The organism is Natronobacterium texcoconense, assembly GCF_900104065.1.
Lineage (GTDB): Archaea > Halobacteriota > Halobacteria > Halobacteriales > Natrialbaceae > Natronobacterium > Natronobacterium texcoconense.
The window spans coordinates 102,070-128,066 of sequence record NZ_FNLC01000007.1 but is presented as its reverse complement, the minus strand read 5'-3'; the positions used below and the strand labels follow the sequence as shown (position 1 = coordinate 128,066).

At 64.6% G+C, this 25,997-nt stretch carries 17 protein-coding genes; 14 read left to right on the top strand and 3 right to left on the bottom strand.

Translation table 11 applies throughout. The features are described from left to right. Window positions 1-65: 65 nt before the first annotated feature. From BLR35_RS19715 to BLR35_RS19650, 14 genes are all read left to right on the top strand, one after another. Window positions 66-1,472 carry an MATE family efflux transporter gene (locus BLR35_RS19715; protein WP_090386005.1) on the top strand — a complete coding sequence of 469 codons (1,407 nt, stop codon included), beginning with the start codon at window positions 66-68 and terminating at the stop codon, window positions 1,470-1,472. A gap of 90 nt (window positions 1,473-1,562) precedes the next feature. After that, window positions 1,563-2,102, top strand: a complete 540-nt coding sequence (locus tag BLR35_RS19710) for a PH domain-containing protein (RefSeq protein ID WP_090386002.1) — start codon at window positions 1,563-1,565, stop codon at window positions 2,100-2,102. Between the two features lie 241 nt (window positions 2,103-2,343). Then, on the top strand, window positions 2,344-4,713 hold the full coding sequence (locus BLR35_RS19705; protein WP_090385998.1) for a DEAD/DEAH box helicase: 2,370 nt from the start codon (window positions 2,344-2,346) through the stop codon (window positions 4,711-4,713). Between the two features lie 91 nt (window positions 4,714-4,804). Next, window positions 4,805-6,316, top strand: coding sequence for a hypothetical protein (locus BLR35_RS19700; RefSeq protein WP_090385996.1), 1,512 nt, complete (start codon window positions 4,805-4,807; stop codon window positions 6,314-6,316). A 124-nt stretch (window positions 6,317-6,440) separates the two neighbouring features. Next, window positions 6,441-8,063 (top strand): FtsZ/tubulin family protein, encoded by a 1,623-nt coding sequence (locus tag BLR35_RS19695; RefSeq protein WP_090385994.1) that lies wholly within the window; start codon window positions 6,441-6,443, stop codon window positions 8,061-8,063. 102 nt (window positions 8,064-8,165) lie between these two features. Then, window positions 8,166-8,930 (top strand): hypothetical protein, encoded by a 765-nt coding sequence (locus BLR35_RS19690; protein ID WP_244510293.1) that lies wholly within the window; start codon window positions 8,166-8,168, stop codon window positions 8,928-8,930. Window positions 8,931-9,224: 294 nt separating this feature from the next. Further along, window positions 9,225-10,508, top strand: coding sequence for an FtsZ/tubulin family protein (locus tag BLR35_RS19685; RefSeq protein WP_090385990.1), 1,284 nt, complete (start codon window positions 9,225-9,227; stop codon window positions 10,506-10,508). After that, window positions 10,505-10,774 (top strand): hypothetical protein, encoded by a 270-nt coding sequence (locus tag BLR35_RS19680; protein ID WP_090385987.1) that lies wholly within the window; start codon window positions 10,505-10,507, stop codon window positions 10,772-10,774. Before BLR35_RS19685 ends, BLR35_RS19680 begins: the two co-directional genes overlap by 4 nt. Continuing rightward, on the top strand, window positions 10,767-11,501 hold the full coding sequence (locus BLR35_RS19675) for a hypothetical protein (RefSeq protein WP_090385984.1): 735 nt from the start codon (window positions 10,767-10,769) through the stop codon (window positions 11,499-11,501). The genes BLR35_RS19680 and BLR35_RS19675 overlap by 8 nt, the downstream gene beginning before the upstream one ends. Continuing rightward, window positions 11,498-13,594 carry a hypothetical protein gene (locus tag BLR35_RS19670; RefSeq protein WP_090385981.1) on the top strand — a complete coding sequence of 699 codons (2,097 nt, stop codon included), beginning with the start codon at window positions 11,498-11,500 and terminating at the stop codon, window positions 13,592-13,594. Before BLR35_RS19675 ends, BLR35_RS19670 begins: the two co-directional genes overlap by 4 nt. Before the next feature lies 1 nt (window position 13,595). After that, window positions 13,596-14,825 carry an FtsZ/tubulin family protein gene (locus tag BLR35_RS19665; RefSeq protein ID WP_090385978.1) on the top strand — a complete coding sequence of 410 codons (1,230 nt, stop codon included), beginning with the start codon at window positions 13,596-13,598 and terminating at the stop codon, window positions 14,823-14,825. A 6-nt stretch (window positions 14,826-14,831) separates the two neighbouring features. Next, on the top strand, window positions 14,832-17,519 hold the full coding sequence (locus BLR35_RS19660; RefSeq protein WP_090385975.1) for a COG1361 family protein: 2,688 nt from the start codon (window positions 14,832-14,834) through the stop codon (window positions 17,517-17,519). Between the two features lie 3 nt (window positions 17,520-17,522). Further along, complete coding sequence (locus BLR35_RS19655) at window positions 17,523-18,521, top strand: hypothetical protein (RefSeq protein ID WP_244510292.1); 999 nt, start codon at window positions 17,523-17,525, stop codon at window positions 18,519-18,521. After that, entirely contained in the window at window positions 18,514-20,757 is a 2,244-nt protein-coding gene (locus tag BLR35_RS19650) for a COG1470 family protein (protein ID WP_090385972.1), read from the top strand. The genes BLR35_RS19655 and BLR35_RS19650 overlap by 8 nt, the downstream gene beginning before the upstream one ends. A 44-nt stretch (window positions 20,758-20,801) precedes the next feature. Here the strand turns inward: BLR35_RS19650 and BLR35_RS19645 are convergent, their stop codons facing one another. Genes BLR35_RS19645 through BLR35_RS19635 form a run of 3 tightly spaced genes read right to left on the bottom strand, consistent with a single transcriptional unit; the run spans window position 20,802 to window position 25,996 of the window. After that, window positions 20,802-23,597: a hypothetical protein gene (locus BLR35_RS19645; RefSeq protein ID WP_090386050.1), complete on the bottom strand. Its 2,796-nt coding sequence runs from the start codon at window positions 23,595-23,597 to the stop codon at window positions 20,802-20,804. Further along, window positions 23,590-25,299, bottom strand: coding sequence for an ATP-binding protein (locus tag BLR35_RS19640; RefSeq protein ID WP_090385969.1), 1,710 nt, complete (start codon window positions 25,297-25,299; stop codon window positions 23,590-23,592). The genes BLR35_RS19645 and BLR35_RS19640 overlap by 8 nt, the downstream gene beginning before the upstream one ends. Next, entirely contained in the window at window positions 25,292-25,996 is a 705-nt protein-coding gene (locus BLR35_RS19635) for a hypothetical protein (RefSeq protein ID WP_090385966.1), read from the bottom strand. Before BLR35_RS19635 ends, BLR35_RS19640 begins: the two co-directional genes overlap by 8 nt. Window position 25,997: the final 1 nt, after the last annotated feature.

Here is a 25,997-nt window from a genome sequence, read left to right as displayed (position 1 = left end):
GCGGTCCGGATCGACCGTTCGACCGATCGAAAGTTTTATTTTGTTTACTAATAGCCAATGGCCCTATGCTCGGGCTCGAGCGGGAAGAAATTACCAGCGGGCCGATACCGACGACGCTGGCGGTCCTGGCGGCGCCGTTGCTCGTTCAGAACCTCGTCCAGGTACTCCAGCAGGTGATCGACACGCTCTGGCTCGGCCGCCACAGCCTCGAGGCAGTCGCCGCGGTCGGGTTGAACTTCCCGCTTCTCGGACTGGTGGCCGCCGTCTCGATCGGTACCAGTGTCGGCACCCAGGTGCTCGTCTCCCAGCGCGTCGGTGCCGACGACCTCCAGAACGGCCGGCGGGCCGCGTTCAACGGGACCGTCCTCGGGTTCGTCGCCGGATCGATCGTCGCGGTACTGGTCTTCTACCTCGCGCGCGATATCGTCGGCGTCTTCGGTGCCGGCGAGACCGTCACCGAGTTCGCGGCGATCTATCTGGCAACCTACGCGCTCGCGGTGCCGCTTTTGAACGCCAGCGAATCCCTCGAGTCAGGATTCATCGGCTGGGGTGATACGCGGGCGGCGCTGTACATCAACGTCGTCGCGGTCGCGGTCAACGTCGTCCTCGACCCGTTCCTGATCTTCGGCTGGTGGACGTTCCCCGAACTGGGTGTCGCGGGCGCTGCGACGGCGACGGCGATCGGCTACGGCTGTGCGTTGCTGTTCGGGATCGGCCTCGCGGTCCGCGGGCGCGACGGCTTCGCCCTCTCGCGGGCCAGTTGCGAGTTCGACGTCGGCGACTGGCGCGAAATACTCGACGTCGGCTGGCCGACCGCCGGCCAGCACGTCTCGAGTCAGTCGGCCCGCGTCGGGATGATCTGGCTCGTCGCGGCCGTCGGCGGCGCGACCGGACTGGCCGCGTTTACAATCGGTGCTCGAGTAGCCACGATCGCGTTCGTACCGGCGATGGGACTCCAGCAGGCCGCCCAGAGCATGGTGGGCCAGAGTCTCGGCGCGGAACTGCCGGAGCGGGCCCACCGGACGACCTGGGTCGGCGTCGCCATCGCGAGCGGGGCGCTCTGTCTCGTCGGTGCCGTCCAGTGGCTGATTCCCGAGACGCTGTCGGTGCTCTTCGTCCCCGACGCGACGCCCGCCGAAATCGAGGTCGCCGCACGCTACCTCGAGATCCTCGCGTACGGCTACTGGGCGATCGGTGCGACCTACCTCCTGCAGGCAGGGTTCAACGGGGCTCGACGCACCCGGACGAGCCTCGTCGCAACCTTGCTCCAGTACTGGATCGTCCGGCTTCCGATCGCGGCCGTCGCAGCCGTCGGCCTCGGGATGGGTGTCGTCGGCGTCTTCTGGGCGGTTACACTGTCGAACGTCGTCGTCGCGATCGGACTCGGCTGCTACTACTGGTACGAGACGGCAAACGGGATGAACGTCCGTGCCGCCGAGGTAGCGACGGCAGATACCGAAACGGCTGGATAGTAGCCCGCTCGAGGCCGACAGCGCGTCTCGAGGGGTAAACTACTCCCTACCCACGATAGTTTTACGGGGGCGAACGGAATACGGGGGCCCGTGACCCGTCCGACGCCCTCCACGACACCCGACTGGCTGCACCTCTCCGGCGACGAGGGCGTCGTCTGGGAGAGTCGGCCCCATCCGATTACGATGGGAGCCAGGGTGCCGGTCGGACTGGCGCTCGTCCTCGTCGGCTTCGTGATCGTCGCCTGGGGCGTCACCGACAGCGGCGTTGGACTCCTCGGGCTAGTAGGTATCGCACTCGTCGTCGTCGGAATCGCCATCGTACTCGTCCAGTACGCCGTCTGGACGAACACCCGGTACGTGATCACCTCAGAGGAACTGTACAAGAAACGCGGCATCGTCTCCCGCGACGTCACGCAGTTTCGCATCGATCGCATCCAGAACACGACCCTCGAGCAGGACGTCTTCGGACGAATCCTGGGCTACGGCGATCTGACGATCTACACTGCAGGTTCGGGCGATCCCGAACTGACGTTCGAACGGACGCCGAACCCGGAGCAGGCAAACGGCGCGTTGAACGAACAGCTCGGCGAGGTCGTCGAGCGGAGCCGGTCGGCACATAGTAACAACTGAAACCGTTTGTACACCGATCGTACGGTTCGGGGTTCTCACTCACTTCGCTCCGAACCGCTCGGTCTTCGTGCGATCGGGTGTGCACTGACTTTCATACGGTTTACTGTAAGTCATTTCCGGCGCAGCCGCCGCCCGATCGCGGTTGCGCCGGTAAATCGTTACAGCAATCCGTATCAGTGGCTACGATAGCTCGCGGCCGGGAAGGAAACGCCTTTCATCGCCCGCTTCCCGTATCCGTCTGATGGAGGTCGCCGAGGTTCTACCCGACTTTGCCGACGCGTTCGCGTTCGAGGAGTTCAACCGAATGCAACGTGAGGCCCTGCCCGCCTTGCTCGAGTCCGAGGAGAACGTCGTCGCGAGCGCGCCGACGGCCTCGGGCAAGACGGCGCTTGCTGAACTGGCGATCTGCAAGGCACTGGCCGACGGCGGCACTGCGCTCTTTATCGCGCCGTTGCGGGCCCTGACCAACGAGAAAGAGGACGACTGGAACCGCTTCGAGGAACTGGATTACTCGGTGTACGTCGTCACGGGCGAACGCGACCTGAACCCCCGGCGTGCCCGCCACGCCGACATCCTCGTGATGACGCCGGAGAAACTCGACTCGGCGACGCGCAAACACGACTCCCGGCGGTACGATTTCGTCACCGACGTCGACGTCTGCGTCATCGACGAGGTTCACTTACTGGACGCAGATCGGCGAGGATCGGTGCTCGAGGTGACCATCTCCCGTCTCCGCCGTCTTTGTGATCCCCGCGTCGTCGCGCTGTCGGCGACGATGCCGAACGTCGACGACGTGGCGGCGTGGCTCGACGCGCCCGACGAGACGACCTTCGAGTTCGACGAGGAGTACCGGCCGGTCGACCTCAACGCCGGTGTCAAGACCTACACGCACGGCGAGAACTCCTTTGCGGACAAGTATCGACGCCTCTACCGGGCGCTGGACCTCGCCGAACCCCACCTCCGGGAGGACGGCCAGGCGCTCGTGTTCGTCTCCTCGCGTCAGGACACGGTGCGGGCGGCCGAGGCCGCGCGCGACGAAATCGCCGAACGCGACATCCCGATGGACGTCCGGGACGACTTCCACGACTACGATTTCCACTCGGAGAAAGAAGAGATCGAGAACACGACTCTCCGAAACTCCGTCGTCGATGGCGTCGCCTTCCACCACGCCGGCCTCGCGAAAGACGACCGTGATTTCGTCGAAAAGTGGTTCAAGAAAGGAGCGATCGAACTCCTCTTTTCGACCTCGACGCTGGCCTGGGGCGTGAACCTCCCCGCCCGCTGCGTCGTCATTCGCGACACGAAACTCCACGACCCGCTCGAGGGCGAGGTCGACATGAGCCCCCTCGACGTGCTCCAGATGCTCGGTCGCGCAGGGCGGCCGGGGTACGACGACGTCGGCTACGGCTGGGTCGTCTGCGACACCGCCGAGGCCGACAAGTACCGCCGACTGTTGAACGAGGGCAAGGAGATCGAGTCCAGGCTCGCCGACAGCCTCGAGACCCACCTGAACGCCGAGATCGCGATGGGAACCATCACCGACTTAGAGGACGTGATGGACTGGCTCGAGACGACCTTCTACTACGAGCGCGGCCAGTCGAAACCCGAGGCGTACGACTTCCCGAACCTCAAGGGCCGCGTCCGGGACTGTCTCGAGGAGCTGGTCGAACGCGGATTCGTCGAGACCGGCGAGTCCGGCGACCTCTCGATCGAGGCCACTCCCAGAGGTGTGCTCGCCTCGAAGTATTACCTGCGACTCGAGACGGCGGCAGCGTTTGCGAGCCTCTGTGACCGGGCGGAGTCGGGACGGGACCTCGACACGGGCGACGTCCTCGCGGCAGTCGCGGGAGCCACGGAGTTCGAGTCGGTTTCGGCCCGTCAGGACGAACGCGAGGCGGTGAACGCGGTACTGGTCGGTCAGGACGCCGAGGACCTAGAGCCCGGCCAGCGGAAGGTGCTGGCGATCCTCCGGTCGGCAGCGAGCGGGACGACGCCCGCGGAACTGCAAAGCGACGCCTGGGTGATCCGCCGGAACGCCACCCGACTGCTGTCTGCGCTCGGAGCCTTCCTCGACCGATTCGTCGGTCCGCAAGCGGCGAACCTCGCGAGCCGCGTCGAGGCTCGCGTCGAGAACGGCGTCGCCGAGGACGCGGTCGGACTGACGGCCATCGACGGCGTCGGACCCGGCCGTGCGAGCAAACTCGCGAAAGAGGGCCTGTCGACGCCGGGTGACGTCCTCGAAGCCGGTATCGACGGGCTGATCGACGCCGGCCTCTCGGAAGGGATCGCCGAGCAGGTCTACGAGGGTGCCCAGTCGCTGCCCTCGCTCGAGATGGACTGGGGCCAGTTCCCCGAGACGATCGATACGGGCGAGAACGAGGTCCACGAGGTGACCGTCCGGAACGTCGGGGAGCCTGCACGCGCAGGAATCACGGTAACCGTCAACGGCCGCGAGATGACGAGCACGAACACCTACCTGCGCGACACGGACACCGTTCCCGTGGGCGTCTTCGGTGCCGACGCCGAGGAACTCGAGTACACTGTCAGCGTCGCGTTCCCGGAGGAACCACTGCTTCCGGTCGAACAGCGACGAACTGTAACGGTCGAGTGATCCGGCAGATCTAACGAGTCGATAGCTCCTCGATTCGCTGTGTACCCCCGAGGCCGATACTTCTTTACTCCTCTACTGGCAGGTGTGGCACATGCAGATCGACCGCTGGGGCGTGGACTGGACGGCTCTCGTCGACTGGTCGGCGGCGGCTCGAGACGGCGGAACCGGACTCTCGGCCGTGAGCGATATCGGACGACTCGAGACGGTCGTCGGATTCGTGGGAACCTCTGGAACGGCGCTTGCCCTCGTCGGAGCCGTGCTCGTCGCCGGCGGCACGGTGGCGGTGGCGATTCACTCTCGCCGGTCGGCGTCGCCGGCGGAGACGAGTATCGACGTCACCGAGGAGACACAGACCGAGGGGACCGACCCACTCGTCGAGTTCGAGGAACGGATCGGCGACGGGACGCTGGATCGCCTCGAGCCGATCGCACCCGACGCGGTCGACCGCGTCCGGGAGTTCGACCCGGCCGAGGCCGACGATTCGACCGCGGCGATCGACCGACTCGAGCGCGACCTCCGTCGTGGAATCGAGGACGCGATCGCCGACGGCCGCCTCGATCCAGGCGTGACGTCGTCGTTCGGCGAATCCTACGAGATCGTGAACCTCCCGAGTCAGTACCGCGAGGTGTCGCTTCCGCCGTCCGAGGAGACGATCCACGTCGCCGACGTCGAGGCCGTCGCCCGGGACGTCCTCGAGGACGAGGAGTACGTCCGGGACGCCGCCAGGACGGTCGCGACGCTGTTCGATCACTGCCGGGAGATCGAGACGTACGTCGACCGCCAGGAGGAGACGTTTCGCGAGCGACACGCAGCGGTCGAAGACGCCCTCGCGGACGTCCGCGAACTGACCGACCGACTCGAGGGTGACCTCGGCGAGCGCGTCGGCGAGTTCGTCCTCGAGGGCAGACACGACGAAATCGACGGCGTCCTCGGGATCGAACGGCAACTCGAGGAGGCGATCCGGCAGTTCCACCGGTGTGCGTTCGACGACGCGACCCGGACGCTCGAGGAGAGTCGCGAACAGGCCGACGACCTGCTGGTGACGGTCGATCTCCTGGGTGGACTGGTCGGGACGATCGATCACGGCGGCGGAACGGTCGGGGTTCCCGAGAACGTCCCGGTGGCGGTGCTGACGGATCTGGCCCCGGTCGTCGAGCGGCAGTACGACGTCGTCGCCGAAGTCGACGGACGGGAGATCGTCGTCGAGAATCGGTCGGACGGCGGTAGTGAACCGGAGAACGGAACGGAAAACGGAACACCACCGGCCGCCGACGAACCGCCGGCACGGGACCGAACCCGCGAGCAGGTGACGGCCGAGTCCGTCGCCGACGAAGTGCTGTTCGTCCTGCGGGAACTCGAGAGCGTCGGCGACGGCAACACCGTCGAGTGCCAGACCGGACGACTTCCCGACGCCGTCGCGAAGCAGGCAGTCCTTGAGGAACTCGCACGGTTCTGTCGACGCCAGACCGACGTCGTCGTCGACGTCGAGTTACAGGAGGACGCGCCGCCGGGCTTTCTCGAGATCGAGTTCGACGAGCGGACGAACGTCGCTGCGGGACTCGAGACGATCCGTGACCGGTTCGCCGACAGACATGTGAAATGAATGGTTAGAACGATAGGGGCGGCAAAAAGACGCTATCGAGACAGTTCGTGAGTACTGCGTTCGCAGTTCCACTCACACGTAATACTTTAGATAGTTCCGACGAACGGCTACGGTAACTGAAGACATGGCCAACATCTGTAAAATCTGTATGAAGCGAGCGAACGAGTGGGACGGCGGCTCGCTCGTCGAACACGTTCGACTCGCACACGGGGACGAACCGGCATCGGTCGAGCAAGTGTATCCGGAGCTAGAAGCGGAGGTGTTCGACGAGTCTCCGCCCGACGATTCGGCCCGGAATCACAGCGGAACGCCCGGAACTGACGGAGCGGGAGCGACAGGTGGGCCGTCAGGGACCGAACAGCCGACCGACGACCTGATGGACAGTTCCTACGGGAAGAAGTGGTTCCTGATCGGCGTCGGCGGTGCGGGGAACAACATCCTCGACGCGATACTGCTCCGACGCGAGACCCTCGAGGAAAACAACGAACGTCGCGCCCGCATCTGGAACGGGGGACTCGCGGGATACGGCCCGCTGAACACCAACGTCAGCGAACTCGAGCAGACCTACTACGCCCAGGAGGAGAAAGAGTACAGCCGACACGACCTCCTCTCGAACTGCATCATCGGCCAGGGGAAACACGACTACGCCGGTGCCGGCTACCGGTGGGACATCGGCAAGGACCTCGTCGAGGCCGACTTCGCGGACGGTGGCAACCCCTTCCGGGAGCGGTGGGATCTCAAGCCACAGACGATCCAGGACTCGCAGGCGATCATGTTCGTCCACAGCGTCACGAAAGGGACTGGCTGTGGCTCGACGCCCGTCCTCGCCGAAAAGGTTCGTAACGAAGTCCTGGAAGACGACTTCGTCGTCCCGAAGCCGCTTTTCAGTAGCATCGTCATCCCCTCGAAAGGGACCGAGTACTCCGAGTTCGGCGGCCGGGCGAAGGTAAACGGCGTCGTGGGGCTAGCTCGAGCCTCCCGGACGGTCGACGCGATCATCCCCTTCGACAACAACCGGCTGGAGGACGCCCAGGCGGACATCCGACCGCGGATCGACCGCCTCGAGGAGTACAACCCGCCACAGTACCGCGAGATCAACCGGCCGCTGGTCGCCTTCCTCGAGGCGTTTACCATGTCGTCGGTGCCGCAGTTCCTCGACCGGGATGCGAACATGTCGATCAAGGGTGACGTATTCGACCCTGCCGACAGTTTCCGACCGGTCCAGGACAAGTACGAGCGCGATCCGGACGGCGAGTTCACGCCAGCGGTGATCCTCGCGCCCGTCCTCGGACGGTCGCGTGCCAGTTCGTTCGACGAGTCGAAACTCGAGATTCTCGTCCGGAACGCACTGTTCCAGAACAAACTCGCGGAGTTCGACCCGACGACGGCCTGGGGCGGCACCTTCCTCGTCTACGGCCCCGAGGAGAAGATGGAAGAAGTCACCGAGTTCGTCTCCGACGGCACCCTCTCGAGTATCATCGCCGACGAGCAGTTCCTCGACGCGGAAAGCGTCAGCGGCATCGAGGCCGTCGACGTCCACGTCAAACAGCTCGTTACCCCCTACCTCGACGACGTCTACCTCTGGGGAACGCTGTGGAACCCGGAGATGCCGTCGCTCGAGGAGATGTACGACCACGCCCGGACGCTCAAACAGGAGGGTAACACCCAGCAGGCCGAGAACGTACGTGACGCGTGGGAACACGTGGAGGCGCTGTTCTCCTGTCTGGGCCGGGAGAACATGGGATAGACCGAGCCGAGCACGCGACCACCGTCAGCAGCGGAAAGCGGGCTTCGCTCACCGGAGTTCGGAATCGAACGAGAGAGACGGCGATTCGACGACACGAAAACCATGACGAACGACACGAACACTGGCGCTGACGACAGCTCTCGATCGGAACGTGACCGGGGTAGAAGACGAGACTCGAAGCCGGAATCACACCCTGCGACGAGGGCTGCCGAAACGATCGCGAACCGCGAACGTCTGGATTCCGATCTCGCGATACGGCTGTGTCGGACGCTTTCTGATCCGTCCGCAACGAGCGAGCGCGTCGAAGACGTCCTGCAGGACGCAATCGAGGTACTCGAGACGGCAGAAGCGCTCGAGGGCATCGACGACATCGGGGAACGTGACGTCCGCCGGCGACTCGACTCGCTCGAGGCGGAGCTTCAGGACAGAGACGGGGCGACCTATCGCCATCTCGTGGATCGAATCCGGGAACTCGAGGCGATGGTCGACCGGAACGGCGACGCCGTACAACTGTACGCGGTGTATCAGGAGTGTACGTTCTACGATCGGACGCTGTTGCCACGGCTGGCACGGGCCCGTTCCGCCGACCAGCCGAGTGACGTGGGCCGGCTGGCGGCGGACGTCGAATCCCGTATCGAGACGATCGAAGACGAGTACGTCAACGTTCGAGCGGACCACAACCACACGATTCCCAACCACTTCCTTTCGCTGGCCAGAGACCTCCGGCAGGAAGCGATGCAACTCGAGAGCGAACGTCCCGAACGAGCCGTCGGCCTCCTCTCCGCCGCGGACGAACTGCTGGCGTACGTCGAACAGCTGTACGACCGCAACGAGTACAGCGTCATGCTTCGGCGACTTCGAGGATAGTCCCGCAGTCACGTTCCGGCTACGCTGAAAAACGTACCAGTATTATTGTGTTTTCCACGGGCCGGACAACTATTAGTTTCCACATATGTCTTTTCTCGAGAATAGAAACCCGGAACCCACCCGAATATATTACTTCTCTAAACCACACAACTAACGCCCAAACGTCCGAATAGAACGAGATAACAGCAACAGCCAATATCTTTATTAGGTGATACTCGATTACTACCTACCGTCGAAACGTGTATCGTCTATCAATTATTTTGTGTGTGAAATACATAATCAGTTGAAACTCAAATGACATACCTGTTCGTAGGGGCGGGACAGGCAGGGGGAGCGATCGTCGATGCGATCTTCGATTATACCGACGACTCGATGTTAGGGCTGTTCGAATCGACCGACATCTCGACGCTCGGTCGACCGCTGGTCTTTAACTCGACGATGCGGGACCTCCAGAACCTGTCGAACGTGCCCGCCGAAGATCAGTACGGCATCGCGGAACAGCACGGCCTGGTTCAGGGAACCGAACCCGGCTTCGAGGAGATGGTTACCGGCGGCTTCGGGCGCAACCCCGCCGCGGCCGACGAGGTGATGGACGACCACACCTCGGAGCTACAGACGATCTTCAGCGAGAAGTTCGAGCGCGGCTTCGAGTCGGAGTACGACGAATCCGGCGGCAACGCGGCCGACCGCGGCCGGTCCGATACGATCCAGTTTGCCTTCCTCTTTCTCGGACTCGGCGGTGGAACCGGCTGTGGCATCAGCCCACACCTCGCACGGGAGATCAAGGCGTTCACGGACGATAACACGAAGATCATCGCCGTCGCCATCCTGCCGAACATGCAGGGGAGCAGCGGTTCCGACGACGAGGAGACGACCGCCGGCCGACAGGCCTGGAACGCCCGCTACGGCCTGAATCGGCTCGAGGAGGAGGTCGACGGCATCATCCTCGTCGACAACCAGCGCATCTCGTATCTCGACTCCGCCGGCGGCGAGTTCGGCGAGTACAACGAGTACGTCGCGGCGGCGATCCACGACATGGTCGCCGGCCCGATGCTCAGCAGCGTCGACGCGAGCGAGGTCGAGGGAATCGACACACCCGACATCGACGTTCGGGACATCGTAACCTCGCTGTCGTTCGGCGTCGGCACCGACGACTCGAAGCCGGGGTACGGCGCGATCGGACGATCGGTGACGATGACCCGATCGTTGCCGGGCTACCTGTTGCCGTTCGTCGGCAAGCGAGAGATCGACAGCGCCGCGCTGTCCCGGCTGTCGGCGTCGAAACAGACGCTCGCGAACGCGGACGTCGACGACGCACAGAAGGCCATCTCGCTCGTCAGGGCTCCGAGCGCGAACCTCGAGGCCGGACCGTACAGTATCGAGACGGGAACGGTCAAGGAGTTCTTAGAGCGCAGTTGCGGACTGAGCGAAGTGAATCTCGGCGTCGCACTCAGCGACCGGAACCTCGCGTCGGTGACGACGCTACTGACCTACCGGCGTGAGGACATCGACCGCCTCGAGGAGATCGAAGCGGCCGCAGACGCCTACGAGACGGAGACGGAGGAGTTGCTGGCATGAAACGGAGGCTACGACGGGCTACGACCAGAACGCTCGCAGTCGCGCTGGCGTGTCTCGGCTTCGTCGGCGTCGCAGCGGCCGAATCACCGATCGGAGACGCTACCGGAGCGACCGACCGAGCACAGACGACACTCGAACTCGCGGCCGATCCACTATTCGTCGCCGCTGGCGGACTCCTGATCGGTCTCGGCGTCGGACTCGTCGTCGCGAGCGCTCTCACCTACTGGCACAAGAACCGACAGATCAGGAGGCGGTTACATGACTAGTGCGACGCGAGCCCTGATTCTCGTGACGGTACTAGCGGTCGGAATCGCCATCGTCGGCGGCACTGTCGCGGCAGACAGTTCCGAACTCGAGGACGTCGACTGGATCACGGAAAGCGACGGCGAGTACGAGTCTCACGAGGAGCAGTATCTCGAGTCGTCGGACCGCCTTCAGGACGAGATCGATCAGTTGAACGAGTCGATCGCAGCGATCGAAGACGACGAGACGAACTTCGAGGAAGCGCTGGACAACGCGAATGCGACGCTCGAGCGCCTCGACGACCGGAACCAGAACATGACCGAAGACGAGATTGCGTTCGTGAATTACCTACGAAGCGAGACGAAAGCGGGGAACGCGACGGGGACGGTCGGTGTGATCGAGACGATCGACACACAGCGTACTCAGCGAACCGAGGCGCTCGCGAACGCGACAGACGAGTACGTGGATGCGGTAGAGAGCGAGCGCAACGAGCCGAAATCGACGGTTCAGATCGCTCTGTTCGGGCCGCTTCTCGGCGGCCTGCTCGTCGGTTCCGTCGCCGGCGCTGCACTGCCGTTGATCGCCGCGAGGCGCGTCGACGAGAAGATGAAGCTGAGCCGGGACGTCAGTTACGACCGGAAGACGGCACTGTTGCCGATCCTGCTCGGACTCGTCCTCGCAATAGCGGGAATCGCCGTCTTCGTTCTCCACTTCGGAGTCGACGTCGAGTTGCTGGGGGTGATCCGATGAACGGGAACGGGAAGACTGCCGCCGGAATCGGCGGACTCGTCGTCCTCGCGGCGGCGCTCGGTGCCGGTATCTTCGTCTGGTCCGGCTCACAGGCCGCGACCTGGTTCGTGCTCGTGGGCATCCCGCTGGTCGTCGTCACCGGGATCACGCTGTACGTCCGCGGCGTCGTCGCCCGCAGCGGCACCAGCGAACAGCAGTTCGTCCGCACCCGCGCCCGGTCGGTCGCCGAGGAGTTCCAGCAGTGCGTTCGACGGGTAAACAGCCTCGAGAGCGCCTACGCCGACTGGAATCCTGGCGTCGACGCCCGGATGGAGTCGATCGCGGGTGACTTCGAGACGCAGGGCGTCACCGTCGACCTCGAGTCGGGCGCGTTCGACCTCGGAAAGGGCGTCAAGAACGGCGACCTCCAGGAGTTCGAACGGCTATCGACCGAGATCGAGACCCTCGAGGATGACGTTGCGTCTTCGTTCCGCGAGTTCGGTGCCGGCGAACGATCGCGAATCCAGGCTGCACTCGAGCGCCTGGAAGAGGTCGACCTCGCAGACGCCGACCACGACGCCTATCCCGAACTCGATCCGGAGCGGGAAGCCTCGGTGCCGGAGTGTCGAGACGCGATCGAGGCCCTCCGGACGGAGGCGACGGAATCGTTCGAGGACGCGATCGGCACCGTCCGCGAGATGGGGCGGGGAGACGTTCGTCCCGACGACGCGGACACCATCGATCGCGACCTCGAAGACGCACGCGAGGCCCTCGACGAAGACGCGTTCGACGACGCCGTCGAATCGATCCTCGAGGCGCGGGACCGGCTTCGCGATCAGTTCTCCGGGTCGTTCGAGGAGGAACGCGAGACGTTGCGGTCCCTGATCGACGCCGTCGATCGGACCGGAGTCGACGCCCACGTCGACGCCGACTACGTCGACGAGATCGATCGCATCGAGTCGACCGTCGAGGAACTCGACTCGGCGCTGGATCTGGCGGAACTGAGTCGGCCACGCGCGGACCTGCGCCGGACGTGCGTCGACGTGATCGCCGCGATGGAAGGTGACCTCGCGGACGACGTGGAGACGCTCCGAGACGCCGATCTCCCGTCGGGCTACTACAGCGAGCCGTCGGTCGTCGGTGAACGCTTCGTCGACGAACTCGAGGAAATCGGCGATCTCGAGGCGTTTACCGACCGCTGGAGCGAAGTCGCGACGCAACTGGTCGAGGCCCTCGAGACGGCGAGCACCAAAGCGGCGGTCGTCGACGCCTACGACGACGTCGCCGAGACGATCGAGGAGACGCTCGAGCGCGAGGGCGAAGTGACCGGCGAGGAGTTGCCGATGCGCCACGCAGACCAGTTCCTCGGGCTCTACTTCCGTCGGAACGAGGGCGTCGAGTTCGATCCCGACGTGCCCGTCCTTCGACGTGGCGACGTCGAGACGTACGAACTCACCGTCGACGTCGCGTACGAACGCGGCGGCGACGTCCGGACGGCGACGATCGAACTGACCGGCGGCTACGCGGCGACCGAAACCGTCGAGACGCGAGTCGCCGGCACGATAACGTTCGAGGACGTGCCCGCGGGCACCCACACGCTCGTCGCCGATCCGGGCGACGAGGCGTTCGGCATCGTCGAACGGGAGATTGAGATCGACGACGGCACCGAGATCGACCTCGAGTTCACCGAGCGAAGCCTCCAGGAGCAACTCTGTGGAGACCTCGATACGGACATCGAGGAGGTGCTCCCGGAGATGCGGCCCCACCTCGAGGACCTGTTCGACGAGGAAGGGTACGTCTCGACGACGATGGACCTCCCGGTGCGAGACCCACACGCGCCGTGTCTGCTCGCGACATGGAGCGAGCGTACCGAGTACGACGTCTACCGGGACGGCGACGAAATCGTCGTCTACGACCGCGAAGAACTCGAGCGGGAGTTGACGAACGTTCTCGAGTACAACGTCGAGTCGGGTGATCGACTTCCCTTCGACGAACTCAGACAGAACTTCCTCTCGGCACCGGTGTCCGACTCGATTATCCGGGATGTGATCGCGACGATCGACGAGACGGAGCACAGCGTGACGACCACCGAAACAGCGATCGAGATACAGTAACATGGCACCAACGGACACGTTTACGAGATGGAGCGTCATCGCCTCGGGAGAGGGTGGCGGACGGATCACGTCGCAGTTTTTCGACCGAACAGAGAATCCGGGAATCGACGACCGGATCCTGGTGATGAACACGAACCGGGCGGACCTCCGGAACACGATCGACCGGATGCGAGAGCAGTTACACGACGAACAGGGAGAGGAGGAGATGATGGGATCGTACGCCCTCGAATTCGGTTCCCAGCAGGGAGCCGGGAACTTCTTCCCGAACGGGGAGGCCTGTGCCCGCGAGAGCCTCGATCGGATCGTCAACCGGATCAAGGACAACTTCGGACACGCCGACGCGTTCATGCACGTCGCCACGCTCGGCGGCGGTACCGGAAACGGGTCGATTCCCTACGTCGTCGACCAGTTCAAACACGGTCTCGAGGACCTGGACGACGACGGCGCGGCCGAAGAGTGGATGGACAGCGTGATCCACACTGCCTTCGGCGTCTGGCCCTACTACACCGAGCCGCCGCAGCGACACTTCAACGCGGTCTGTGGGCTCTCTCGGCTGCTCCGGGTCGACGATGGCGGACAGAACGCCGACATGGTCCTGCTCGCTGCAAACTCCCACCTCGACGACGAGGAGAACGGCAACGGCCGTCACTACGACTCGATCAACGACGCGATCATCACCGCGGTCGACCTGATGATCGGCGCCGGCCGCGAGACCCGAAGCGTGATCGACGTGAAAGATTACGTGACGATCCCGTCCCAGATGGACGCCTACCACTTCACGCCAGCGGTCGCGACGGACCTCAACGGCGAAGTGTACGAACTCGAGTACATGCTCGACCAGGCCGCAGGGAACACGTACGTGCCGATGGACGTCGGCACGACGCAGGCAGCATACGCGATCGTTCGCGCCCCCGAGAGCATGATCGAGAACGACGCGATTACCGAACCAGACGTCTACGGGGCCTTCCGCGACTGGACGGAGAAACACGACATCAACGTCGCTGGACAGGCCAGCCTCACGCCGAAACGGGGCCGCGGAAGCGACGTCGACGTCCTGCTGTTGCTCGGCGGCTTCGACCTGAACCCGCTGCTCGAGCACTCCTGGGACGAGTTCGAGATGCTCGGCGACAGTCTCGCCGGTGGTGGCCGTGGCGAGAGCGACCTCAGCGAGAGCGAACTGGATCGCATCGTCGACAACCTCGAGTCGTACGTCGACCGGAACGCGGAGTGACGAGCCATGGACGCACAACACACAACCGACGTTCGAACGACTGTCGTGAGAGCGGGCCTCGTCGTGGTCGCCGTCGTCGTGGCGCTCGCGCTCGCCGGCGCAGTCGCCCCGGGCGTTGCAGCGGCTGACGACGGGGGAGAAGACACAGCCGAGAACGAAACCGCACCGTCGTACGACGTCTCCTTCGACGAGGACGTGCCAGTCTGGATCGACGGGGCCGGCGACGACGAGAACGCGACCGACGTACTCCGCGTGCCGTTGAACGGCTCCGAAACGACCGGCTTGGAACCGGGTGACGAAATCAACGTCACCGTTACCGCCTCCGACGACGACCCACTCGAGGCGACCGTCGTCAACGGAAACCAGCTTGCCATCGAGTACGACGGGCCCCCCGACGTCGAACCCGGTGACGAGATCGAACTCGAGGTTCGAACGAGCGACGGCGAGAAGATAGACGGCGGGACACTCCCTCTCGAAGCAGATATCCGGGCCGTCGACGGTCAGCTCGCCGTCTGGCACCCGCTGCTCGGCGGAGAGGAGTACGACGTGGACGTAGAGGGCGCCGATACTACCGAACGGCTCCGACCAGGCGTGTACGGACTCGATTCGCTGTCACCCGGCGACAGCGTTTCGATCACCGTGACCAACTCCGACGACGAAACCGTCGTCGAAGAGGACAATCTCGAGTACCCCGGTCCGTTCGCACTCACGGCGTCCGTCGACGGGAACACACTCGAGTTCCAGCAGGGTGTCGCCGGACTCGAGGTCACGTCTGTCGTCCCCGAACCGGTCGAGGGTCAGAACTACACGTACGCCGGCGGCGAGATCGGCGAGAACGGACAGCTCGAACTCGAGATCGAGGGAAAGGATGCCGGCGACGAACTTCTGCTACAGACTGCGGCGGGCGTCGCGACGGTCGAGACGTCCGAACTCGACGACGGACTGTCACTGCCGTCCATCGAGGAACTAGCGCTCGTCGCACCGTTGGTCCTCTCGCTGGTTATCGGAACCAGCCTGGGTGCCGTCGGCAGCAAATTCAGGGCTGCAACGGCAGTGAATCTCGCACTTTTCGCAGTCATCGGCCTCTGTCTGACGGCTGCGGCGACGATCAGTGTCTTCTACCTGAACGATATTTCACTGGATCCGATCAACGACTTCTCTATCGAGCACCTCCTCGGCGGGATCGCCGTCCTCCTCGGAACGATCGTCGCGCCAGCGACCTACCGGCGGTTCGGCTCGAGTCCGGAGCCCGAAGAGCCGGGATTCACGGCAACCGTCACGATCACCGACGGAACCCGGGATATCGACGAAGACGTGACAGTCAAGTACGAACACGCGAGCGATAGCAGCCTCGGCGGTAAGGAACGCGTCGAGAACGGAAGCGGACCGGTTCCGCTCCCGGAACGGGGCGTGTGGAAGCTGTGGGCGACGGACGGCTCCCATTCGTCCGAGCCCGTCGAAGTGAGTCACCGTAGCTCGTCCGCCACCCTCGCGATCACCTCTCCGACGACGGTTACTATCGTCGACGAGTCGACAACCCGCAAGTCGAAAAAACAGAAGACGATTCCCGAAGCAACCGTCGACGTCGTTGGCGAACCAGATACGGAACTAAAGCAACACGGCGACGGCACTGTCACGGTCGAGCCGACGGAGGACGGCTCGAGCGTCGAGGTCGAGGTCAGCCACGAGAAGTACGAGAGTCGAACGGAGACCGTTCGGTTCGGTCGTAACGAAGATTCGACGGTCGCACTCCCGTCCCGAACGGGGCGGGTTCGGGTCACTTCGCGGATCGACGGCGTTCCGAACGAATGGCTGTCACTCCGACTCGTCCCGAACGAGAACGAGCCGTTTCCGGATCATCGCGCCAACGATATTCCAGTCGAACCCGACAGCAACGGCGTCGTTGAAGGTGACGTACTGATCGGCAACTATCGGGCCGAGATTCCAGCACCGGACGGCTACCACGAGGTATTCGACGACGACGAAGCACCGCTCACAGTCACGGAAGACGATACCGTGGACGCGTCGGTAAACGCTCAGTTCACCTGGACGCTCTCGAGCGGGAAAGACGACCAGGCCGTCCGGATCGACCGCATCCGGCAGGATCTCGAGTCGCTGACCGTCCACTCCGGGCGCGATACGGCTATCCCGGCGTACTACGCGTCGGTCGTCGAATCGATGCTCGAGGCCGTCGAGTCGATTCCCGACTCCGGTCACCTGTTCGTGGACAGCGACGTCGACGTCGATCCGGACGTGCTCGCCAACGCGATTCTCGAGACCGCCGCGAGGACGACGGATGCGATCAACGATGCGATGACGACGAAGCGAACTATCGACCTCTTTGCTGCCTGTGCGGACATGCCCGATCCCGGCGTTCGCTGGCGCGGCGAGTACGAACTCGAGGAACTGTTCGAGCTGTTCGAGCGGCTCGAGGCGGAGCCGAAGGAGCAACGGAGAGAACTCAAAGAACGGTACAACGCAGTCGGAGAACGGATCGAAGACGCCCGGCAGGACGTCTCCGAGACCGCGCCGGCACGGGAGATGCACCAGCGTGCCTGGGAACTCTTCGACGATACCGACCGCGAACGCGAAGCGGTCGTGGCCCTTTATGCGTCCCTGGTGGTGTTCGATGCGGTCGAACGGCTGTTCGAGCACGACGCCCTCCGCGAGCGACTTTCACGGACGGTGTTCTGACGCATGGAAAGAAAGATCCCAGACAGCACTCGCATAGGATTGCTCGTCGTCATGGTCGTCGCAGTCGTCGTGACGGTACCGCTGTTCGCCACGGCCGTCGTCGCCGACGAACCGCGGACGGCCGACGACTACTTCGACGAGTTCCGCACGATGGAAGGTACCGACGCCTACGAGGAGTACGACGAGTTCGAGACGATCCGGACGTTCGCCGTCACCCAGGTCCAGGATACTGGATCGCTCGACGCCAGCGAGCGCGCGGAGTTCGAAGCCATCCACGAGACGATGATGGCATTCGAGCAGGCCTACGACTACGCCGAGGCCGGCGAGTACGAGCGGAGCCTCGAGTACGCCGAACGGACGGACGACCGAATCGACGACCTCGAGTCGACTCAGGCGACGCTCGCGGATCTCGCGCTGACGCGGTTCTACGAGGGACTGGCCGGCGGCCTCCACGACGAGGCTGACGCCGCCGAACGGACGCCCGACCGGATCGAGTACCTCTCGATGACCGCGACGGCCTACGAGCGAGCGAACATGCCCGACGAGGCGGCGGAGTTCAACGTTCAGGTCGAACAGGAGACCGCAGCCTACGAGTCGTCACTCGAGCAGATCGACGAGGCCGAAGAAGACGCCGAGGCGTTCCTCGACCGCTGTGCGGACTGTGAGAGCGTCGGGAACACCGTCGCCGGCGTCCCGGGTTCCCTCGAGACGTTCGAGAACTACCAGCAGGTTCGAACGGTCAGCGCCGAGATCAGTGCTGCCGAAAGCGAAGCGGCGGCACACGGCCTCGAGGACCGCGAGGAAGAGATCGCCGCGGTCGGGGGCGAGGTCTGGGGTACACAGCTGTCGCTCGCAGTCGCTTCGGTGACAGTGCTCGTCGGCTACGGGGTCGTCGTCGGCCTACTAGGAACGATTCTCCTGCGACGGATCTTCGCCTGGCAGCGGACCTACGAGCGGGCACAGGTCGGCTCGGTCGTAACGGTGGGTGATAGCGATGTCTAGGCGAGGACTCGTAGTGCTCGCGGTGTTGCTGGCGTTCGGGTTAGCGATAGTGCCGGCTGCACAGGCCACCGAGGTGACCAGTGGCCCATCGGACGTAGACGTGGTCGCTGGTGGTGATACCGAAACATCGCTTACGGTCGAGAACACTGGAGATAGCGAAGAGACGGTCAGTATCGATATTACGAGCACTCCGGATGGAGTGAGCGTGTCGCCCCATCAGGGTTCCGTCACAGTCGCTCCCGGTGAGGAAGAGAGTGTCGGGCTCACTGTCAGTGCGGGCACAGATGCGAAAACGGGTTCGGTAGATGGGGCAGCCGGTGGTGACGGATTCGGCTTCCACGTCGAAGTCCAGCCAGCAGCGGGCTTCGAGGAGGAGCCGCTGGATCTCGGTGACGTTCTCGTCGGCGACTCCGAGTCCGGAGAGGCCAGCATCGAACAGATCGGCAGCGAGGGTTCGATCGGCAACGTCGACGTCTCGGTCGTCAGTTCCGATTCCGACGGCACGCTCGAAATGAGCAGTTCGGGCTCGAGCGCCAGTTGGGAAGTGACCGCCGACGACGACGCCTCCCAACACGAGACGCTGTCGTGGACGGTCGAACTCGAGACGGAAGATGGCGTTACTCGCCAGACGACCGCTGAGGCTCGAGTCATCTACCCCGGTTACTTCGGCGAACTCGCGTTCGGCGATCCGATGGTCTTCGACGAACCGAAAGACCAGGGTGAGATCACCAAGACGATCGAACTGGCGGTTCCCAACGACGGCGACCAGCCGCTCGAGGTCAGCAGCGTGTCGGCATCGTCTTCCAGCTGGGACATCGACGTCGACGTCGATGACGACGACGTTCCCGACGAGATCGAGGGGCAGTCCACGGAAGTAGTCGACGTCGAAGTGACCGCGGATACCGAACTCTCGGAGGGCGAGTACGACTTCTCCGCGTCGGCGAGTTCGCCCGACGTCGACGGCACCAGCTACGACGAGGACATAGAGATCGTCCACGGCACCGAACTCGTCGTAAACGGCATCTCGTTCGGCGACGTTCCGACCGGGGAGTACGAGGAGGCGTCGACCACCCTCGAGGAGGAACTCGGCTACAACGACGTCGACGGCGTCGAGATGACCCTCGTGGACGGCCCCGACGACTGGCTCACCGTCCGGAGCGGACCCTCGGACCTGCAGGCTGGCGGGTCCGACACCGTCTCGTTCGCGCTCGAGTTCGACACCGAGGCGGAACTGGGAGAGACCTACGAGTGGACGTACAGAATCGAGGGCAACGACGACGAAAGAGAACGACTACGAGTCGTCGCGTCGCCGGTCCCACTCGATCTCGATCCGATCCAGAACGACCTCGCCGGTCACTCCGGCACCGTTCCCGACGGCACCCTCTCGATCGTCGAGACGATGGACGACGAGATGCGCGCGGGCGATGCGGACGGCGACGACGTCTCGACCGTGCTCGCCTTCGGGAGCGCGTCGGTGCTGTACCTCGAGGCGACCGACGACGCGACCGACCTGCTCGAAGAGGGCGAACACGACGAGGCTCAGGCAAGTATCGTCCAGGCCTCCGCCGCGTACAACACGATGGGGATGTACGCAGACCAGCTCGAGGGTAACCAGCTTCGCAGCGAAAGCAGGGACGTTCTCGGAGCCGCAGAGGAGGATCTCGAGACGCTGATCGACGAACAGGAAGCCCACTACGAGCAGCGCCTCGAGGACGGCGAGCTATCGCTGATCGAGGAGGCGACGATCCAGCGTGAACTGGCGCGGGTTGCTGTCCTCCAGGGCGACGAACAGCGCGCTGCGGAACTCGAGAGCGAGGCCGACGCAGCGTTCGAGGAGTACTCCGAGACGGTCGCCGAGGGTGCAGGTGCCGCGCAGGAGGCCGACGACGTCTGGGAGTCGATGGAGTCCGAGCAGTTCGTGACGGTGCTGGGCCAGCCGCTGCTGTTGAATCCGGCGGAGTACGATACGGTTACCGATAGAACGGCGGAGCTACACGACTCGTACGACGATGCAGTCGCGGCGTTCGAGAACGCGGGTGAATCGAACCGTGCCGAAACGGTGGCCGCCGAACACGAGGATCGCGCTACCGCGTTGAGTACGGCCCGAATCTCGCTGTTCCTCGCGATCGGCGTCTACGGAATCGTCGCGGCAGGGATCGTTACACGGACCGCTCGCCGGATGTACTGGTACGTCCAGGACGCTCACGAGTCCGTTACTGGCGACTTCCTGATGTAAGCGTCCCGTAATTTTCTTCGATTTCCCTCGAGGACAGCAACTCCTTACCGCGTACGGAACGGCGTCGCCAGTGACGGCGGGAGCGTCGGCACGGACGGCGTCGACGACGTCGACTCGTCGATCCGGTCGACCGACCACGCGGCCAGGTGATCGTCGGTCCAGTCGTCCTCGTCTGCGACTGCTGGCCCCGACGCACGAACGGTGTACTCTCGCTCGACGTCCTCGAGCGCGTACTCCACCGTCGCCTCGAACGTCGGGTCGTCGACACCTGCCTCGAGGTCGACGAAGTGTTCGATCCAGTCGCCTGCTTCGAGCACCTCACGGTGGGCCGCCGAGTAGAACGTCTCGTCGATGGGGTCGCCGGTCGCCGACACCGAGACGTTCGAAAGCGTTCGGTCGCTCCCATTTTCGAAGACGAGGACGACTGACCCGTACTCGCCTGCTGCCCGCGTCTCCGAGCCGATTTCGGTCGTGAGCAGCGCGTCTTCCGAACCCGACTCGGTAGCGGCCGATCCCGACTCGAGCGCGACGACCGCTGCCAGCGCATCGATCGTCTCCTCCTCGCCGTCGGCGTACCGGATCGGAAGCGACAGCGCGGCAGTGTCGCCCTCGAGCGCCCGGCGTCGATCCGCGTCGGGTCCGATAGACACGGTCGTCGTCTCGCCGGCAGCGAGCCGTTCGCCGACCGACTCGGCACCCTGTTCGGCGAGTTCGACGCCGAGTACTCGACAGTCCCGATCGGTTCGGTTCGCGAGGTCGGCGACGATCCGTCCGTCGGCCGGATCGACCGCCGCTCTGACGGCGACACCCGACCTGGCGACGTCGAGTCGGTGCTCGGAGAGTCGGTCGACGGTCCGCCCGTCTGCCTCGAGCGTCGCTCGCGGCAGGACGATCCCGTCGCTCGAAACGCCACTGACGATCCGCTCGAGCGCGGTCGACTCGCCGGGCGCTAGCGGGCCGACCTCGAGGCGGTCGCCGTCGACGGTGAGGGAGACGTCCGCCGCGGTGTCGCCCTCGTTTTCGACGACGAGTCGGTCGCGGACGGCGTGACCGAGTACTGGCGAGTCGTCGGAGACGCGTCGGTGTACGGCAAGTCCCGGGTCGGTTCCAGCGTCGGGCGACCCACGGTCGGCACGCGGAGCCGAGTCGTTCGCTGGCGACTCCCGCGTCTCGTCACGTTCGGTCCGGACTCGGTTCTGACTACGCGGGTCGCTCGAGTCCGCCGGCGTCGCGAACGGACCCGAACCGGACAGCCGTATCCGTTCGTCGACGTCGATGGCGTCGAAGCCGATGCGTGCGGTTCCGCCGTCGTACCGCGGGACGACCAGCAGAAGGTCCTCGCCGTCGATCGTCACCGGCGACTGGACGCGGTCGACACCGGGCACCTCGAGTACCAGCCGATCGGAGACGGCGACCTCACCCGCTACCGCGACCGTTGCACGCAAAACGTCGCCGTTCGCCTCGAGGTCGATCGTCGGTGCCGGCGGAAGCGAACACGTCGGGGCGTACTCCCGGCGACGGTCACCGCGTACCACCTCGAGCCCCACCGACACGCGTCGATCGGGCTCGTAGGGTTGCGGTACCGTCGTCGTCCACGTCTCGTCGGGTGCCATCTCGTCGGAACTGTCGCCCGTCTCGAGGAGCCGAACCGAGTCGAGTGCGACGTCACCGACGTTCTCGACGGTCACCGCGAGTTCGACGACCCCATCTTCGATTCCGATCGGCTCGAGGTCGGTCTCGACGGCCACTTCGCCGCTTGTGGCGTCCTCGAGCGCGATCGTCTCCCGGAGGGTGACCGAGCCGTCGACGGCGACCTCGAGGGCAGCGTGCCCCTCCGACTGCACGGCTGCGACCGGGAACTCGGCGAGTACGGTTTCGTCCGGAGCGACGGTGACGGTCCGGTCGCTCGGCGAGAGCGAACAACCCGCGGCGTCGACGGCGAGCGAGACTGTCCGTTCACGATCCGTCGGGTTCGTCACCTCGACGTCGATCGTTCCGCCCGCGCCGACGGTGTCGGTCGCGACCGCGAGGGAAAGTCGGTCCCCGCCGTGGACGTGGATCGATACCGTGCCGTCGTGGACCGAACAGACGGTCGTTCCGTCGGCCGTCGCGTAGACGTCACCGTCGGGGATATCGCCGACCGGTTCGGTCGTCCCCTCCGGATCGACCGCTCGGATTCCGTCGGCCGTCCGCACGAGGACCGCTCCCTCGCCGACGGGTGCGACGTGGGTCGCCTCGAGTTCGGTTCGCCACCGAAGTTCCCCGGTACCGGCCTGGATACCGACGACCTGATCGCTCTGGAGTGTCGCGACGATCGCGTCCTCACAGCGGCCGACGCTTCGGACGACCGCGGAGAGGTCGCGGTCGAAGTCCACCTCGCCGTCGGCGTCGACGTGCGTGAGAAACGACCAGGTCGCGATCAGAAATCCCGTGGGAACGGCGAGCAAGTCGTCGTCGGAACCGCCCGGCCGCGATCGCTCGACGTCGAACCGTTCGCGGCCGGTAGCGACGTCGACGGCGCGGAACCGGTCGGGGCCGAGGATACCACAGAGTCCGCGGTCGGTGATGGCCGCAATCGCGTGGGCGTCCTCGAGTTCCTGACTCCAGAGCCGGTCGCCGTCCCTGGAGTACGTCGTCAGTTCGGCCGGCGAGAGCACGAGTATTCGGTCGGCGACCGCGACGTCGACGACTCGCTCGCCGTGGTCGATTTCGACCGAACGGCTTCCGTCGACGACCTCGACGCAGTCCTCGAGACCGATCGCGATTATCTCGTCGCCGACGCCGACGGCCGCGACGCGCCCGCTCTCGAAGGAGCCGACCTGCCTGTAGCGATCAGCCATCGTCGCCACCACCGTCGTCGCTACAGTCACTGCCGTTTCCACCGCTACCGTCGTCGCCACCGTCACCGTCGCCGAAGTCGAAGCCGCCGTCGGTGTCGCCGTCGGCAGCGTCGGGTTCGTCCGTCTCGGCCCCACTGCCGGCGAGCAGCCGCTCGAGCGACGACGGCTCGTTGCCCAGTTGCATCCCCAGCCGGTCGGCCTGATCCTCGACGTATCGGCGCAGTTCCGGATACCCCTCGAGGTCGTCGATCTGGGTCCGGACGCTGGCGACGTACTGGCGGATCGTCTTCGGATCGGTCTCCTCGAGTCGCTCGAGGAAGTAGTCCGTATCGGGGTCGATGGGCTCTCTGTCGGGCTGGTAGACGCTCTCGACGAACTCCCGCTGGAGTTCGCTGCCGAGCACGCGGTCGGCGATTTCGGCCGGCGTGTACCCTTCCGAGGCACCGCCGAGGCGTTCGTAGTCGATCTCCTCGGTGGCGTTCATCTCGGAGAGGTGTTTGCGCCAGACTCCGGCCATCACCTCCCGGTCGGGCTGGGGGATGAACTGCTGGATCGGGAACCGTCTCGTCGCGGCCGGATCGATGGTGAAGGGCATGTTCGTCGCGCCGATCACGAGCAGGTTGTCCTCGATCTCGTTCATCTCCTGGAGGAAGGCGTTGGTCAGTGACCGCTCGTGACGCTGCAGCGAGTCGTCTCCGCGATCCGGGATGAGAGTGTCGACCTCGTCGAAAAAGAGGACGGCAAACCCCTCCTGTGCGATCCCGTGGGCCTTCTCGAAGATCGCCTCGACGCGTTTCTCGGACTCGCCGGAGTACTTCGAGAGGACGTCACTGCCCTTGATCTCTAAGAACTTCACCTCGCCGTAGCTGTCCTCGATGTTCGAGTTGTACTTGGCCTCGTAAGCGATCGCTTCGGAGATGAGCGTCTTCCCACAGCCCGGCGGCCCGTACAGCAGCATGCTGTTACCGCGGGAGGCGAACTCGTCGCCGTAGCGTTCGACCACCTCGTCGCGAACGTCGGGATCGAACAGCGCAAGCAGGTTTTCGGCCGTCCGCTTGACCTCCGGCAGCCCCGCGACGTCCTCTTCGAAGCTGACGGTCGGCTTCTTGGGCTCGAGAGTGACCTGGATCTCGTCCTCGTCCGCGCCCTCCTCACCGGGACCGGCACCGGGGCCGCCGCGACCTGCTGCGTTCCGCGTCGCGCGAAGTTCCCGGAGTTCGCCGGCGTCGATGAACTCGAACTCCGTCCCCTCGGTTACCCGGAGCGTGTTGTATCCAGTCGGCTCCATCGCGGCGACCTCGAACGTCGCCAGGTCGTCGCCTTTCGGGACGACTTCTTCCATCGGATGCAACAGGTAGTCGTTCTCCCGGAGGAACGGCGCGAGGTCGTCCGGCGAGATTTCGCTCGTGTGGATCTTCGCGGACGAACACTCCACGACGTCGCGCTTGCTCGCGTCGGAATCGACGAGAAAGTCCTTGCCCCGGTCGATTCCGCCGAACACCGTCGTGACGTTCTGGTGCATCCGGACCTTGTTCCCGATCCCGTCGACGATCGAGTCCTCGATCGGTTCGACGTAGAAGAAGGCCCGCCTCCCGTTGTGGCGTATTTCGACGGTCTCCGCGTTCGGTCCGACTTTCTTTGCCCCGATCTTGATTCGGGACGTCGGCTGATCTCGTTTCAGTATTGGCGTTAGATTATCCATCGTCGTTCCCTCGTAGCTGCGCTGTCGCGTTCTCGATCGTCGCTAGCAATTCCCCCTGACGCTGGTCCGTCCGGTTCGAGACGTACCTGGAATCGGCGTCGGCTCGCCTGACGACCAGCGAGAGCGTCTCGAGCATATCGACGACCGTCTCACAGCCCGTCGCGAGCGAGTGATCGATTCCAGCGACCCGGACACGCCGCGAAACCCGTCTGAAATCCTCGAGAACGCCCTCGAGACGGTCGAGGAGCGTCTCGACGACCGGCCACCAGTTTCGGGCGTACGGCGCGGTCGACGAGAGCGGCACCAGCACCCACGAACCGACGGTTTCGAGGCGGTCGTCGGCCGCGATCCGATCTGCGAGTGCCGGTTCGAAGTCGTCGATCCTCGCCCCGCCTCGCTCGTAACTGTGCTCGAGGACGCCGAGGACGAGATCGGTCGATCGCGCCCGATCGGTTTCGGCTGTCGTCGACGATCCGGCTGGAGAGGCGTCGAAATCGGCCCGTCTAATCGTCGTATCCCCCACCCGCGGCGGAAACGGAGCGCCAGTCCGGAGCAGTTCTGCGAGGTCGCCGAGCGTCGCCGTCGCGACGTCGATCCGCCGCGACGGTTCGGGCCCCGAAAACGTCCGCAGCGAGAGGAGACGCTCCCCCTGATCGTCGACCCGGCGGACACTCTGCAACAACGAATCGGCACGCATC